Raw genomic sequence first — 13,819 nt, forward strand, 5'->3', positions numbered from 1 at the left:
CAAAGTTTTACAAAACGGACTCTTGGACGTCACAGAAGACAATCACAGTCTGGGGGAAATTCATTCGGATGAATCGCTATGTCTGCCCAAGCTGCCCTAACTCTCACCGGTGTCTCCAAGCTCTTTGACGAGACGCGCGCTGTCGATGACGTCACACTCAAGATTGAACCAGGACAGTTTGTCGGTGTCATCGGACGCTCTGGCGCTGGCAAGTCCACCATGCTCCGTTTGATCAACCGCCTCATCGACCCCACGCAGGGGTCGATTTCGTTTGGGGGCACAGAGATCACCAGCCTGCGCGGCCGCGATCTGCGCAATTGGCGTCGCGACTGCGCGATGATCTTTCAGCAGTTCAACCTTGTGGACCGTCTGGATGTGTTGACTAACGTCCTGATCGGGCGACTGGCCGAGCACGGCTTTCTCAGTTCAATGGCCATGCAGTTCACCGATACCGAACGCACGATGGCTCTGCAGGCACTCGACCGGCTCGATCTGGTTCCGCAGGCGCTGCAACGCGCAGGCACGCTGTCCGGTGGCCAACAACAACGCGTCGCAATTGCAAAAGCTCTTGTACAACAGCCAAAGATTATGCTGGCCGATGAACCGATCGCCTCACTCGATCCGGCCAACGCGACCCTCGTGATGGATGGCCTGCGCCAGATCAATAAGGAGGACGGGCTGACCGTTCTCGTCAATCTTCACACGCTCGACACCGCACGCGCCTATTGCGACCGGATCATCGCGATGCGCAATGGGCGAGTCTTCTTTGACGGTGTCGCCGCGCAACTGACCGACGATGTTGTGCGCGACATCTATGGCCTCGAAGGCCTAAGAGAATTCAACGAGGCAGTGACGTCGACCCAATCGGTCGCCCTGCCCGCCTGACAAGAAATCCAATCGCCAAACCAAACCAGGGGGACCTGACCATGAAGTACCTTATCACAACCGCAGTGGCCGCCGTGCTTGCCACGTCTGCCGTCGCGGAAGACTGGAAGCAAGACTACCAAGTCATCAAATTCGGCATCCTATCGGGTGAGAACGAAAAAGACCGGATCGCACGTTATACCCCGTTCGAAGAGTATCTCGAGCGCGAACTGGGCGTCGAAGTCGAAATCTTCACCGCAGGTGCGTATGATGGCGTGATCCAGGCGCTCGGCGCCGATCAGATCGAATTCGCCTTCCTCGGCTCGTCCTCCTACGCTGCTGCCTACACCGCCACCGACGGCAAGGTCGAGCCGCTGGTGACGCGTATCCGTCAGGATGGCTCCTCAGGCTATTTCTCGGTTGTCGTGACGCGCTGCGAAGATGGCTATACCTCGCTGCAGGACCTCGAAGGCAAGGTTCTGGCCTTTGCTGACCCCGACAGCACCTCTGGCTACGCTGTGCCTTACTTCAACATTGCCAAGGAAGTTGACCCCAAGACCTTCTTCTCGGCCATTCCCTTCTCTGGCTCACACGAAGCCGGTGTCGCTGGCGTTGCCCAGGGCACCTTTGACGCAGCCGCCACATGGCAGAATAACGCCACCGATGGCCGCTGGCAGCGCATGATCGAAAAGGAGATGATCTCCGAAGGTGAAATCTGCCCGATCTGGGAAAGCCCCGAGATCACATCGGGCCCGTTCACGGCGCGCGTGAACCTACCGCAAGAGCTCAAAGACACCATGCAGCAGCTGGTGATCGATGTGCCTGAAAAAGACCCCGAAGCCTTCAAAGCGATGATCGGCGAAGTCGAAGGCACGCCGAACCCGCAGGTCGGCTGGCAGCCTGCGACCCATGAGCGTTATCAGTGGATCGTAGACATGCGCGCCTGGCTGAAAAAGCAGCGCCGCTCATAAGATCACAGACGTGGACCTCCGCCAATACAGTGGGGGTCCATTCTTACTGGGATACCCGAAATGACCGCTGCTGCTGATGTGACGCCCTTGCGTCCCATGGACCAATTCGAATTGGACTATGCCGCCCAAAGGCGGCGGGCTAAGCTTGGCTGGTTCATCGCCAGCGTGCTGTTCTTTGCTTTCTTTGCTTTCTCGGCCTGGCTCGGTGATTTCTTCAAAGTCACGCAGGTGACCAATGTCGATGGCTCCCGGGAATGGCGTTGGATCATTCCAGCGGGTCTGCCGCGCCTTGGAGAGTTCATTGAAAAGACGCTTCCCGTTTTGCGATGGGATAGCCTTGGCGCTGATATTGCCGAATGGTTCTGGCGCTGGAAGGTCTGGCTGAACCTTTTGATTGAGACGGTCCTGATTGCCTTCATGGCAACGGCCCTTGGCGTCTTCGGCGGGTTTGTGATGTCCTTCCCCGCGTCGCGCAACCTAGCCCCCAACAAATGGGTGCTGTGGATCTGTCGGCGCTATCTTGAGATTGCGCGCACCGTGCCAGAACTGGTCTGGGCGCTGATCTTCGTCTTCTGCTTTTCGGTAGGGCCTATGGCGGGGGTGTTGGCCATCGGTCTGCATACGGCTGGCGCTCTGGGCAAGCTGTATTCGGAAGTGAACGAAAACATCGATATGCGACCGCTGGAAGGCGTAAAAGCCGCAGGCGGCACATGGTTTGACCAGATCCGCTATGGTGCCGTCCCGCAGGTCATGCCCAACATCATCAGCTATACATTGCTTCGGTTCGAGATCAACGTGCGTGCCTCTTCCATCATCGGCTACGTGGGTGCCGGGGGCCTCGGCCAGGAATTTCGTGAGGCATTGTCCTTGCAGGAATATACCGACCTGTCGGCTCTGTTTCTGATCATCTTTGTGACTGTGATGGTTATCGACTACGGCTCGGAAAAATTGCGCCACCGGGTCATCGGACTTGAGAAAGGGCCAGCGACATGACCCCAACCGACGCGCAAATCAAAGACTGGATGGACAAGCAGCCGCAGGCTTTTCGCGACACACCCGCCGTGCGCCTCCGCAAGATCAGCCTTTGGGCGCTTTTCATTGGGCTCTTTGCCTGGTGCCTTTATGATTTCAACTTTTCACCTGAACGGATCTGGGTTGGCCTCCAGCGGCTCGGAACTGTGATCTCGTTCATGTTCCCGCCGCATCTGTGGGAAACCTGGCCCGAATGGGTCGAGGTGTTCACGGCCCTCGGCGAAACGGTTGCCATGGCGTTCCTTGGAACAGTGCTGGGTCTGATCATCGCATTCCCCGTGTCTTTCCTCGGGGCAAAGAACATCACACGCATCTTTTTTCTGCGTCACACAGCGCGGCGCGGCTACGACATCATTCGTGCTTTTGAGACACTGATCCTCGCTCTGATCTTCATACGCGCCTTTGGTCTTGGCCCTTTGGCGGGCATTCTGGCCATTGCGGTGTCTGAGATCGGCACCTTCGGCAAACTCTTCTCCGAAGCATTGGAGAACACGTCGAAACGCCCCGTCGAAGGCGTTGTTGCCTCGGGCGGGTCAAGGTTCCAATCCATCCTCTATGGGATCATGCCGCAGGTCTTGCCGGTTCATCTGTCGATCATCCTTTACAACTTTGAATCCAATGTCCGCTCTTCAACCATCCTTGGCATCGTCGGCGCTGGCGGGATCGGCTTCATGTTGTCGGACCGGATCGCTGGGCTGTTCTGGGACCAGGTCTGGACGATTATCTTCCTGATCATCGCTATGGTCTATATCGTCGATTACCTCTCTGGCCTCATCCGCACCCGCGTCATCGGCAAATGGGAAGGCGCGCACTGAATGCGATGCGGCGCATCATGATCATCGGGGGTCCGGGCTCTGGGAAATCCACATTGGCCCGGGCCTTGGGCAACAAGCTCGGACTGCCCGTCACCCATATCGATCAGTTGCAATTCGACTTTGGCTGGGCCGAAGTTGACCCTGCCAAGAGGGACGCGCAGGTCCGGGACGTGATCACCCGCGAAAGCTGGATTATCGACGGCAATTATTCGTCCACCGTCGAGGATCGCATCGCACGCGCTGATACGCTGATCTGGCTCGACATCCCTCTGCGTCGCAGGCTGTGGCGGGTCGCCCGGCGCACACTGAAATACTACGGCCAAAGCCGCCCCTATCTTCCCGCGGGCTGTCCGGAGCGGTTCTCGGTGGAGTTCATTCATTACATCCTGTCATCGAGCAAACGGCAGAGGGCAAAAGCCGCGGACCGCTACGAAACCATGTCGCAAAAAGCACAAGCGTTTCATCTGCGGTCTACTCGGGACGTTCAAAAGTTTCTGGAGCAGCTTCCATGAAGCTGATTGTACTCAGCGACCTGCACCTTATGCAGGACGACCCAGTGCGCGATCAGGGAAATCATGCGCGTCTGTATAGCGCCGTAGAGCGGATCAACACGGCCTATCCCGACGCCGATCTTGTGGTCGTCGCCGGAGACATTGCCGACCGCGGAAAGCTGCTGCGGCCCTATCAAGATGCGTATGCGGCGCTGTCCTGTTTGATCCCGCCTTGGACGGTCACGGTGGGAAATCACGACGATCGCGAGACTTTCAAATCCGTTTTTGGCGTTGGGCACTGCGACCCAAACGGGTTTGTCCAATCGTCCCATGATTTGGACGGAACGCGCGTGATCGTCCTGGACAGTGCGTCCGAAGAGCCCGCACCTGAGGGGATGCGCGGTGCGCGAGACCCGGCTGGACAGCTGTGTCCGGCACGGCTGACGTGGCTTGATCATCAACTGGCCTCTGCCAAAGGCATGCCGGTTCTCATTGTCTTTCACCATCCCGCGATACCAACATGCATCACCCTGGATGACTGGATCCTACGCTCGCCAGAAGCGTTGATCGACCGGCTCGTCGCGCATGGCCAGGTACGGCACGTCATCAGCGGCCATATCCACATGACGACAACGAGTTTCTTCAGGGGCATTCCGTTCACGACAATCGCGGGTGGCCATACAACTTCCGTCGAAGACTTCGGAGGCCGGGAAAACAAATTTCGTCGAACCGGACCTGCGCAGATGGCCGTGGTTCTGAGCGATGCAGATAAGACCATCGTGCATTTCGACAATTACGTGGATGCGAACCCAGATTTCCAAAAGTAGGAGAGACCCATATGGCAGGTGCTGGCTCGAAGAACGCCCTCTCTGAGGCCCCAACGATTCATGACGCCGCAGTTGTCGATGATTTCGATTTGGGCCAGTGGACCGAGGTGGGCCGTGGCACCACGCTCAAACATGGGTCCATGGGGGATTGGTCCTATATCACCCGCGATTGCCATGTGGTGTGGACGACGATCGGCAAGATGTGCTCGATTGCCAATTCGACCCGTATCAATCCCGGAAACCACCCGACATGGCGCGCTGTGCAGCATCATTCTGTTTATCGTGCCGAAGCTTATGGGCTTGGATCCGACGATTATGACTTTTTCGAATGGCGCAAAGCTGATTGGGTGACGATTGGCCATGATGTCTGGATCGGGCATGGGGTGACCGTGACCGCTGGCGTGACCATCGGGACGGGCGCCGTGATCGGCGCGGGCGCGGTCGTCACCAAGGATGTGGAGCCCTACACCGTGGTCGGCGGGGTGCCAGCGCGTGTCCTCAAGCGCCGTTTCAACGAGGCGCAGGCCGACGCCCTGCAAGAGATCGCCGTCTGGGATTGGAGCCATGATGCCTACAAGGCAGCTTTGCCAGACATACGCGCGTTGGAGATCGACGCCTTCATCGAAAAGTATCGGTAGATGCGGCTCGTCACGCCGTCGCTGGAGTATCTGGACGCTTAGCGCGCCGCGCTTGAAACCGGCTGGTCACCTCGCACCACCCGGCCAGAGGCGGCGACAGAGGAATTGCACGCGATCTCCTTGGATCCTGAGGGCTTCATTGCATCTCTTGATGATCCCGACGCGCGCGGCGGCGATATCCAACTTCAAGACGGCAACTTCGTGAAGCGCCTTCCAAGCTTCCGTCGGTGGATTTGGCACGCCGGCTTTTGCGGTAGTATCGAGTTGAGATGGCAGCATGGTACCAATGCCCTGCCACCGACTTGTCTCGGACATATCGGTTATGCGGTTGTGCCATGGCGCAGGCGCGAGGGTCTAGCAACAGCAGCTCTTAGTGCGCTGTTGCCCGATGCGCGGCGCACGGGCCTGACCTTCGTGGACCTTACGACCGACCCGGGAAACACAGCCTCGATTCGCGTGATAGAAAAGAACGGCGGGCTGCTCGTTGAGCGCCGCGACAAAGCTCCAACGCATGGAAGGGGCGAAGAATTGCTGTTTCGCATTCACCTGCCACTTGTTTGACGTCTTCGACCATGGCCATCACTGGTGATTTGGGCATAGCGGCCGAAACTTGAAACCAAAGGTTGCAGCAGTTGTCACAAAACCTTCACGCGGTCAGTCTAAGCGACCCCGATTGGCGGAATACATCTGGAACATAAGGCATGGCCAGGCTGAAGGCACTTGACGGTAACGACAATTCTCCCTTGTGCTTTGGATGCATGCAGTTCGGCGGAACCGCAGATGCCGCTGCAAGCCGCGCCATGTTCGATGCTTGCCGAGACGCCGGTATCAACTTCTTCGATACTGCCCACACGTATACAGGCGGTCAGTCCGAGGAACTGCTGGGCGACCATATTCAACAGAACCGCGAAGCACTGATAATCGCGACAAAAACCGGCTATACCGGGGGCAGTGGCCGCGAGAATATTCTGACTCAGTTCGACGAAAGCCAATCTCGTCTCAGGCTGGATGTTGTCGATATCTTGTACCTGCACCGTTGGGATCCGAAGACCCCCTTGCTTGAAACCTTCGAAGCGCTTTGCGAATTGCAATCTCAAGGCAAGATTCGGCACATCGGGGTGTCCAATTTCGCGGCCTGGCAGGTCATGAAAGCGCAAGCTGTTGCAGAACAACTTGGAACCCGCATCGATATCATCCAGCCCATGTACTCTTTGATCAAGCGGCAGGCTGAGGTCGAACTTTTCCCGATGGCGATTTCCGAGGATATTGCCGTCGCACCCTATTCACCGTTGGGCAGCGGTCTGCTCACGGGCAAATACCAGAGCGGCGGCGAGGGACGCCTTTCAACGGACAGACGCTACGCGGCCCGTTACGGGCAAGCGTGGATGGCGGAGACGGCGAAGTCCCTGTCCGCTTTGGCCCGTGAATGGGGAATTGACCCTGCCACTTTGGCTGTGGCTTGGGCCGCCAAACATCCTGCTGTTTCTGCTCCGATAATCAGTGGACGCAATGCTAAGCAGTTGGAACCGTCTTTGAATGCCTTGAGTGTTTGCTTGACTGTGGAGCAATACGCGCAGATCGAAGCGCTGTCTGCGCGGCCGGCTCCCGCGACTGACCGTTTGGAAGAAGCAGGGGCCTAGGCCGGTCCAGCCAGACCAGCCTCCCAATGTTCGCCCATGGCCACGATGCAAGACGTGCCATTCGCGTAATTTTGCACAATCATCCATTCGCCATCCCGTGGACTCACCCACACTTCCAGCATGGTTTCCGGGTCACGCAGTCCCATGCCTTGACGTTCTGCCCCGAGAACCTCGGTCAGCATCGAAAGCATACGAGCGCTGTCATCGCAGCTGACATCCGATATCTTGGCGCTTGCAAGGGTTGGCGCAGTGACGCAAATCGTCAGCAAGAGAAAAAGTCGATCAATCATAGTTACAGCATAGATGGCCCGGATGACGAACGTAACAGTTTTATGACAGCTTGTGGATAAAATTTCCTTACTGCGTGCGGTTTATCACTGTCCCACGCCCGTCCATCAGAAGGTTTGCTGTCACAAATCCGTTTCGCAAATGCCAAGAAACTGAATCAAAACTGTCACGCAGATGTAGCGTAGCAGCCTTATCCGCCCTCTAAACATGGGGGCGATATGCTAAGAATCGACGCGCTGACCAAGCGGTTCGGAGATAAGACGGCTGTGGATGCAGCCAACATCTTCGTAGACAAACCAACCATGATCGGGATCATCGGCCGTTCCGGGGCTGGCAAATCCACCCTGCTTCGGATGGTCAACCGCCTCAGCGACGCCACCAGCGGAACAATCACGTTCGAAGGTGAAGAGATCAGCGCCCTGCGCGGTGCCGCGAAACGGGACTGGCAGTCGCGCTGCGCGATGATCTTTCAGCAGTTCAATCTGGTGCCGCGAATGGACGTGGTGTCGAACGTGCTGCACGGCACTCTGAACAAGCGCTCGACATTTGCGACGTTGTTCAACCTTTATCCGCAATCGGACATTCACAAGGCCATCGAAATTCTCGACCGGCTGGGCATCGCCGAGCAGGCCCCGAAGCGCGCCGAAGCGCTTTCGGGCGGTCAGCAGCAGCGTGTCGCCATTGCCCGGGCGTTGATGCAAGATCCCAAGATCATTCTCGCCGATGAACCGATTGCCTCGCTTGATCCGATGAACGCCCAGGTCGTGATGCAGGCCCTGCGCCGGATCCACGAAGAAGACGGGCGCATGGTCATCGCCAACCTGCACACGCTCGACACGGCACGGCGCTATTGTGATCGCGTGATCGGGATGCGGGACGGACGGATCGTTTTTGACGGAACGCCGGAGCAACTGACCACCGGCGTTGCGCGTGACATTTACGGCGCTGGCGCGGATTTCTCCGAAGCCGCCACATCCACAGAAATCGAAACACTGGAGAGACCGGAGCTCCGCGCCGCGGAAGCTTACGTCTGAGCCAGTTTTTCCCGCGCGACGCGCGGGCCACCTTCATCAAACCTAGACGGAGAGAACGATGAAAAAGACCCTCGCACTGGCGGTTGCCGCCACAACCGCGCTCAGCACCGGCGCTTTCGCTCAGGAAATTACCGAATTCCGCATCGGCATTCTGGGTGGCGAAAACGCACAAGACCGCATGAACTCCTACCAGTGCCTTGCCGATTACACGACCGAAGCGCTCGGCGTCGAAACCAAACTCTTTGCCCCCGCCGACTACAACGGCGTGATCCAGGGCCTGCTGGGCGGCACCATCGACATGGCTTGGTTGGGCGCCTCGTCGTATGCCGCGACCTACCTGCAAGACCCCGAAGCGGTTGAGCCTGTACTGATTAAGGTCAACGTGGACGGCTCCATCGGCTACCACTCCATTGGCTTTGCCCGCAAGGATAGCGGCATCACCTCGCTCGACGACATGGAAGGCAAAGTCTTTGGCTTTGGCGACCCGAACTCCACGTCCGGCTACCTGATCCCGTCCATCGAGATCCCGCAGTACAAAGACGGCGTGACCATGGAGAGCGGTGAGTATTTCGGTGAAGTGAAGTTCACCGGCGGCCACGAGCAGACCATCGTTGCGGTCAACAACGGCGACATCGACGGCGGTGTGACCTGGGCTGATGGCCAGGGCAACTGGGAAGACGGCTACAACTCCGGCGCGCTGCGCAAGGCGGTTGATGCTGGCCTCGTCGACATGAACGACATGGTCCAGATCTGGAAATCGAACGTGATTCCCGAGGGCCCCGTTGTGCTTCGCAAGGCTCTACCTGCTGACGTCCGCGAAACCATGACCGCGCTGGTCGATGGCCTGCACGAGCGTGACCCTGATTGCGCCTATGGTGTGGCCGCTGGTGACACGCTGGGCTTCCAGCCGGTCACCCATGATACCTACATCTCGATCGTCGAAGCGCGCAAAGCGAAAATCGGCGGCTAAGCCATTTTCATGACGTATCCGGCAGGCCTTCGGGCCTGTCGGTATTTTTGTATCCGGGGGCAGCATGGCTGACATTTCCTTAGGCGGCGCGGCGCAAAGCGTGGGCAGCATCCAGTCGAGCTATATGGCGCAGGTTCACAGGCGCCGGCTTTATGGCGGACTGACTCTGCTGATTTTTGTCGTTCTGATGGTGTCCGGTTTCAACGTCGCGGACGACCGCAACGCTGGCGGTTTCTGGGAAGGTCTGCACCAGATCAGTGACTATCCTGCCGACGTCCTGTCCGAAGCCTGGGAGAAGCGGGCCGATCTGCCCGGTTTGGTTGCCAAATACTTCCCGGCCCTTGTTGAAACGATCAACATTGCCGCTGTCTCGACCCTCATCGGCGCCATCGGTGGGTTGTTCCTGTCCTTGCTCGGGACGCGCGGTCTGGCGAAATGGCCGCGTTTGATCCCTCTGTTCCGCCGCATCTCCGACATTATGCGCGCTGTGCCGGAGATCGTAATCGCGCTTGTGCTGATCTTCGTTCTGGGCGGCGGGCCGGTGCCTGCGATGATCGCCATCGCGATCCACACCGCGGGTGCCCTTGGCAAGATGTTCTCCGAAGTGGCCGAAAATGCCGATCTGAAGCCGGTCGAGGGCCTCGCCTCCACCGGCGCAACCTGGTCGCAGCGCATGCTCTTGGGTGTGCTGCCACAGGTCGCACCGAATTATCTCAGCTATTCCCTGCTGCGCTTTGAAATCAACATCCGCGCCTCGGCCATTCTGGGTTTCGTCGGTGCGGGCGGGCTTGGTTACGAACTGCGCAACGCCATGGCCTGGGGGCCGGGGCGGTTCGACGAGGCCGCCGCCATCTTCATCCTGCTCTTCGGGACGATCGTCTTCTTCGATCAGGTGTCCAGCCGCTACCGCAACCGTCTGACAGAGGGGCAAGGCCAATGACCGCGACTGATCTGAGCCTCACCAAACACAACGCAGACAAGCTGTTTCAGCGCAAGCGCCTGATCGGTTTTGGTATCCCCGCCTTCATCTTTGCCTATCTGGTCTACATCTTCTTTGCTTTCGATATTTCTGGGTTGGCGGGGCGCGCCAACCTCGACAACGCGGTCACGCTGGCCTCTGACAGTTGGTCGCACAAGGTTCACGTCACACGCGACAACCGGTCTGGTGAGATCACTTACGCGGTCGAAGGCGAGCGCAAGGGCACGTATCCCGAAGGTCAGCGGCCCGATTGGGTAAGCGGCGATGAGGTAATTACCATTGATCTTGGCGGCGATCACATCGTGCGCTACCTGCCGGACAACCGGACCGAAATCGAAATCCCCGGTTTCCCTTTGATCGAAGTTCAGGCGGAAGGTCGCAGCCTGACCAGCAACCTGCCCGCCGACCTGCCGGATTGGATTTCCGCTTCGAACCGGCGCATTGGAATCACCACGCCCGAAGGTCGCATCACCCTGACAGGGGCGCGAACCGAAGTCTTCAATTACTTCCCCGGGTGGGAGCTCTTCTGGTTCACCCTCGACAGCCCGTACCACGGGCAAGGCCTTGGCGCGATCCTGTTCGGCGAACAGATCGATCCGACGCGCTCCAATATCACAGGTGCCATTTCCGACTGGTGGAACAATGCCATGTGGCGGCACAAGGACGTCGCCTGGGCGATTGGCGAGACGATCCTGATGGCCTTCCTTGGCACCATGGGTGCGGCGATCATCGCCCTTCCGCTGGCCTTCATGGCGGCGAAACGCTTTTCGCCCGTCATGATGCTGCGTGCGGCGACACGCCGGGTTTTTGATTTTGTGCGTGGCGTGGATGCCTTGATCTGGACCGTGGTGCTGGCGCGTGCCTTTGGACCTGGGCCGCTGACGGGAGCACTGGCCATCTTGATCACCGACACCGGGACCTTCGGCAAGATTTTCTCCGAAGCGCTGGAAAACGTCGATCAGAAGCAGATCGAAGGCGTCGAGTCCACCGGGGCTAAGCCGCTGCAACGCTACCGTTTTGGCGTGATCCCGCAGGTGGTGCCGGTGTTATTGGCGCAGATCCTGTACTTTCTGGAATCTAACACGCGTTCGGCCACCATCATTGGCGCAATCACGGGCGGCGGTATTGGCCTTATGCTGACCCAAGCAATCCAGACCCAGAAGGATTGGGAGGAGGTCGCCTATTACATCGTCCTGATCGTGGTCATGGTGATGTTCATGGATTGGTTCTCCGGCTGGCTGCGTGGAAAGTTGATCGGACGAAAAGACTGATGGCGCGCCTCTTGATCACCGGTGTGAACCGGGGTATCGGAGCGGCGCTTCATGCTAAGGCCGTTGCCCTTGGACATCAGGTCATCGGCACCACCCGTGACGGGCGGGATAGCACAGTTCCCCTGGTGCTGGACACGCCTGAAACCATCGCGGAACAACTTTCGGGCGTTGGTCCTTTGGATATCCTGATCAACAACGCGGGCGTGATCTCGCCTGACCGACAGTCACCGCTCGATATGGACTTTGCAGGTTTTGCCCACGCGCTGACGATCAACAGCATCGCTCCGTTGGCTGTCGCGCAAGCCGTCTTGCCCCAACTGCGCCAGAGTGCTGCGCCAAAGATCCTGACGATTTCGTCGCAGATGGCGTGGATGGGGTATCGCAAAGCTGATCGCATTGCCTACCGGGCGTCAAAAGCCGCTGTGAACAAAGTGATGCAGGGGCTTGCCACCGCTCTCGAACCCGAAGAAATTTCGGTTGCGTTGGTCGACCCTGGCTGGGTGCGAACCGATATGGGCGGCGCAGATGCAGAGGAAGACCCACATGACGTGGCCTGCGGTGTTTTGAACATTGCCCGCGACTTGACCCTAGAGGACACTGGGAAGTTTTTCCGCTTCACAGGTGAGGAAAGAGAGTTCTAGACGTGGCGCGACTGACTGCAAAAGACCCTTTCATTCACTCGAACTGCGAAATCACCGATAGTCGCTTTGGTGCTTATGTCGAGATCGGCAAAGGAAGCCGGGTCAAAAATTCTTTTTTCGGTGACTACTCCTATTGCGACCGTTATGCAGACATCGCAAACGCCCAGATCGGCAAATTCGCCAACATCGCAGCCTTCGCACGGGTCGGGGCCACTGACCACCCGCTTCATACGGCCGCCTGTCATCACTTCCTCTATCGGTCGGATGACTACTGGGACGATGCCGGACGGGATGAGGACTTCTTCGCGCACCGCCGGTCCCGCACGGCCCATATCGGCCGTGACACATGGATCGGTGCTGGCGCAATGATCAAACCGGAAGTGACCCTTGGCGATGGAGCGGTCGTTGCTGCGGGCGCCGTCGTGACCAAGGACGTAGCCCCCTACACCATCGTTGCAGGCACCCCTGCCAAAGTGCTGCGTTTGCGCCAACCGCCCGAGATCGCTGAGCGGCTGATTGCGCTGGCATGGTGGGATTGGTCGCATGAGGATATCCGGCAAGCCCTTCCAGATTTTAGGTCCCTCACAGCCGAAGCCTTTCTCGAAAAATACGCGACCTAGCCTTCCAGTGTCAGCGTCACCCTGTCACCGGCGAACCATGTGCGGCCAAACTCAACCGACATACCAGCATGATCCACGTTGACACCTGAGGACTTCAAGATTGGATCGCCTTCAGAAACCAGAAGATGGAGCGCATGAGTTGCCGTGGCCCGTACCGCAGTCAGACGGGTAGAGGCGCGGGTGTAGTCGGAGATCCCAGCCATAAGCAACGCCTCCGTTACGCTGCTGGTTTGGCTCAGGGCCTCGCAGATGCCGGTAAGACGCCCGATTGGAAACAAGCTTTCAAACACGGCGATCGGCTGGCCGTCGGCGAGCGACAGCCCGTGATAGGCACAAACCGGATCACCCGGGGCAATCTGCAGCGCTTTGGCTTCGCCCGTCGTCGCGGAACGCTCCTCGACCTGGAGAACGCGCTTGTCGGGCCGCCTGCCTGCGGCGATCAGGTTCTCGTGGAACCGCACACGTTGCCCAATCGGGTAGTCCGTCGGCGTGGCTGCGACGAAAGCACCAGAACCACGACGGGTGCGGATCAGACCTTCCTCGACCAGAGCCGAAATACCGTGGCGAACTGTGTGCCGATTGACGCCAAAGCGCTCGGCCAAACCTGCCTCGGTCGGCAGTTTGTCTCCGGGCGCATATTTACCCTCCGCCAAATCACTGCGCAGCGCATCTGCGATGGCCTGCCAGATGGGTGTTTTGCCTGAATTGTCACGCAAGTTTCACAAATCTCTTCTGTCG

Annotated in this window: 17 protein-coding genes; 15 read left to right on the forward strand and 2 right to left on the reverse strand. The window is 58.5% G+C overall.

The window, feature by feature from the left end; all coding sequences use genetic code 11:
• Positions 1-78 precede the first annotated feature (78 nt).
• The 9 genes from phnC (FE702_RS16760) (at position 79) to FE702_RS16800 (ending at position 7,278) form a co-directional block, all read left to right on the forward strand.
• Positions 79-885, forward strand: coding sequence for a phosphonate ABC transporter ATP-binding protein (gene phnC, locus FE702_RS16760; RefSeq protein ID WP_147127493.1), 807 nt, complete (start codon positions 79-81; stop codon positions 883-885).
• 41 nt (positions 886-926) lie between these two features.
• On the forward strand, positions 927-1,835 hold the full coding sequence (gene phnD, locus FE702_RS16765; protein ID WP_147127494.1) for a phosphonate ABC transporter substrate-binding protein: 909 nt from the start codon (positions 927-929) through the stop codon (positions 1,833-1,835).
• 60 nt (positions 1,836-1,895) lie between these two features.
• The gene (gene phnE, locus FE702_RS16770; protein WP_147127495.1) at positions 1,896-2,828 is read left to right on the forward strand and encodes a phosphonate ABC transporter, permease protein PhnE; all 933 of its coding nucleotides are present in this window, start codon (positions 1,896-1,898) and stop codon (positions 2,826-2,828) included.
• Positions 2,825-3,682 (forward strand): phosphonate ABC transporter, permease protein PhnE, encoded by an 858-nt coding sequence (gene phnE, locus FE702_RS16775; protein WP_147127496.1) that lies wholly within the window; start codon positions 2,825-2,827, stop codon positions 3,680-3,682. Before phnE (FE702_RS16770) ends, phnE (FE702_RS16775) begins: the two co-directional genes overlap by 4 nt.
• A gap of 17 nt (positions 3,683-3,699) precedes the next feature.
• A complete protein-coding gene (locus FE702_RS16780; protein WP_147127497.1) occupies positions 3,700-4,194 on the forward strand; it encodes a P-loop NTPase family protein in 495 nt (164 codons plus the stop codon).
• A complete protein-coding gene (locus FE702_RS16785) occupies positions 4,191-5,000 on the forward strand; it encodes a metallophosphoesterase (RefSeq protein WP_147127498.1) in 810 nt (269 codons plus the stop codon). Before FE702_RS16780 ends, FE702_RS16785 begins: the two co-directional genes overlap by 4 nt.
• 11 nt (positions 5,001-5,011) lie before the next feature.
• The gene (locus tag FE702_RS16790; RefSeq protein WP_147127499.1) at positions 5,012-5,638 is read left to right on the forward strand and encodes a DapH/DapD/GlmU-related protein; all 627 of its coding nucleotides are present in this window, start codon (positions 5,012-5,014) and stop codon (positions 5,636-5,638) included.
• A gap of 120 nt (positions 5,639-5,758) precedes the next feature.
• Entirely contained in the window at positions 5,759-6,199 is a 441-nt protein-coding gene (locus FE702_RS16795; RefSeq protein WP_222611829.1) for a GNAT family N-acetyltransferase, read from the forward strand.
• Between the two features lie 140 nt (positions 6,200-6,339).
• Positions 6,340-7,278, forward strand: coding sequence for an aldo/keto reductase (locus tag FE702_RS16800; RefSeq protein ID WP_147127500.1), 939 nt, complete (start codon positions 6,340-6,342; stop codon positions 7,276-7,278).
• Here the strand turns inward: FE702_RS16800 and FE702_RS16805 are convergent.
• Positions 7,275-7,568, reverse strand: coding sequence for a hypothetical protein (locus FE702_RS16805; RefSeq protein ID WP_255449717.1), 294 nt, complete (start codon positions 7,566-7,568; stop codon positions 7,275-7,277). The genes FE702_RS16800 and FE702_RS16805 overlap by 4 nt on opposite strands.
• 216 nt (positions 7,569-7,784) lie before the next feature.
• Between FE702_RS16805 and phnC (FE702_RS16810) the strand changes: the two genes are divergently transcribed.
• The 6 genes from phnC (FE702_RS16810) to FE702_RS16835 all read left to right on the forward strand — a co-directional run bounded on the left by phnC (FE702_RS16810) (position 7,785) and on the right by FE702_RS16835 (position 13,081).
• On the forward strand, positions 7,785-8,600 hold the full coding sequence (gene phnC, locus FE702_RS16810) for a phosphonate ABC transporter ATP-binding protein (protein ID WP_147127501.1): 816 nt from the start codon (positions 7,785-7,787) through the stop codon (positions 8,598-8,600).
• 58 nt (positions 8,601-8,658) lie between these two features.
• Positions 8,659-9,570: a phosphonate ABC transporter substrate-binding protein gene (gene phnD, locus FE702_RS16815; protein ID WP_147127502.1), complete on the forward strand. Its 912-nt coding sequence runs from the start codon at positions 8,659-8,661 to the stop codon at positions 9,568-9,570.
• A 64-nt stretch (positions 9,571-9,634) separates the two neighbouring features.
• Complete coding sequence (gene phnE, locus FE702_RS16820) at positions 9,635-10,510, forward strand: phosphonate ABC transporter, permease protein PhnE (RefSeq protein WP_147127503.1); 876 nt, start codon at positions 9,635-9,637, stop codon at positions 10,508-10,510.
• A complete protein-coding gene (phnE, locus tag FE702_RS16825; protein WP_147127504.1) occupies positions 10,507-11,820 on the forward strand; it encodes a phosphonate ABC transporter, permease protein PhnE in 1,314 nt (437 codons plus the stop codon). The genes phnE (FE702_RS16820) and phnE (FE702_RS16825) overlap by 4 nt, the downstream gene beginning before the upstream one ends.
• Positions 11,820-12,461 (forward strand): SDR family NAD(P)-dependent oxidoreductase, encoded by a 642-nt coding sequence (locus FE702_RS16830; RefSeq protein WP_147127505.1) that lies wholly within the window; start codon positions 11,820-11,822, stop codon positions 12,459-12,461. The genes phnE (FE702_RS16825) and FE702_RS16830 overlap by 1 nt, the downstream gene beginning before the upstream one ends.
• Positions 12,462-12,463: 2 nt before the next feature.
• Positions 12,464-13,081, forward strand: a complete 618-nt coding sequence (locus tag FE702_RS16835; RefSeq protein ID WP_147127506.1) for a DapH/DapD/GlmU-related protein — start codon at positions 12,464-12,466, stop codon at positions 13,079-13,081.
• Here FE702_RS16835 and phnF read toward each other — a convergent pair.
• Positions 13,078-13,797 carry a phosphonate metabolism transcriptional regulator PhnF gene (gene phnF / locus FE702_RS16840; RefSeq protein WP_147127507.1) on the reverse strand — a complete coding sequence of 240 codons (720 nt, stop codon included), beginning with the start codon at positions 13,795-13,797 and terminating at the stop codon, positions 13,078-13,080. The two genes, FE702_RS16835 and phnF, sit on opposite strands and share 4 nt — an antisense overlap.
• Between the last annotated feature and the right edge of the window lie 22 nt (positions 13,798-13,819).

Source organism: Shimia ponticola, assembly GCF_007995215.1.
Taxonomy (GTDB): domain Bacteria; phylum Pseudomonadota; class Alphaproteobacteria; order Rhodobacterales; family Rhodobacteraceae; genus Shimia_B; species Shimia_B ponticola.

Bases quoted from the DNA above. Each gene is read 5' to 3' on its own strand.
- phnC (WP_147127493.1), top strand. From the start codon at position 79: ATGTCTGCCCAAGCTGCCCTAACTCTCACCGGTGTCTCCAAGCTCTTT.
- phnD (WP_147127494.1), top strand. From the start codon at position 927: ATGAAGTACCTTATCACAACCGCAGTGGCCGCCGTGCTTGCCACGTCT.
- phnE (WP_147127495.1), top strand. From the start codon at position 1,896: ATGACCGCTGCTGCTGATGTGACGCCCTTGCGTCCCATGGACCAATTC.
- phnE (WP_147127496.1), top strand. From the start codon at position 2,825: ATGACCCCAACCGACGCGCAAATCAAAGACTGGATGGACAAGCAGCCG.
- FE702_RS16780 (WP_147127497.1), top strand. From the start codon at position 3,700: ATGATCATCGGGGGTCCGGGCTCTGGGAAATCCACATTGGCCCGGGCC.
- FE702_RS16785 (WP_147127498.1), top strand. From the start codon at position 4,191: ATGAAGCTGATTGTACTCAGCGACCTGCACCTTATGCAGGACGACCCA.
- FE702_RS16790 (WP_147127499.1), top strand. From the start codon at position 5,012: ATGGCAGGTGCTGGCTCGAAGAACGCCCTCTCTGAGGCCCCAACGATT.
- FE702_RS16800 (WP_147127500.1), top strand. From the start codon at position 6,340: ATGGCCAGGCTGAAGGCACTTGACGGTAACGACAATTCTCCCTTGTGC.
- FE702_RS16805 (WP_255449717.1), bottom strand. From the start codon at position 7,568: ATGATTGATCGACTTTTTCTCTTGCTGACGATTTGCGTCACTGCGCCA.
- phnC (WP_147127501.1), top strand. From the start codon at position 7,785: ATGCTAAGAATCGACGCGCTGACCAAGCGGTTCGGAGATAAGACGGCT.
- phnD (WP_147127502.1), top strand. From the start codon at position 8,659: ATGAAAAAGACCCTCGCACTGGCGGTTGCCGCCACAACCGCGCTCAGC.
- phnE (WP_147127503.1), top strand. From the start codon at position 9,635: ATGGCTGACATTTCCTTAGGCGGCGCGGCGCAAAGCGTGGGCAGCATC.
- phnE (WP_147127504.1), top strand. From the start codon at position 10,507: ATGACCGCGACTGATCTGAGCCTCACCAAACACAACGCAGACAAGCTG.
- FE702_RS16830 (WP_147127505.1), top strand. From the start codon at position 11,820: ATGGCGCGCCTCTTGATCACCGGTGTGAACCGGGGTATCGGAGCGGCG.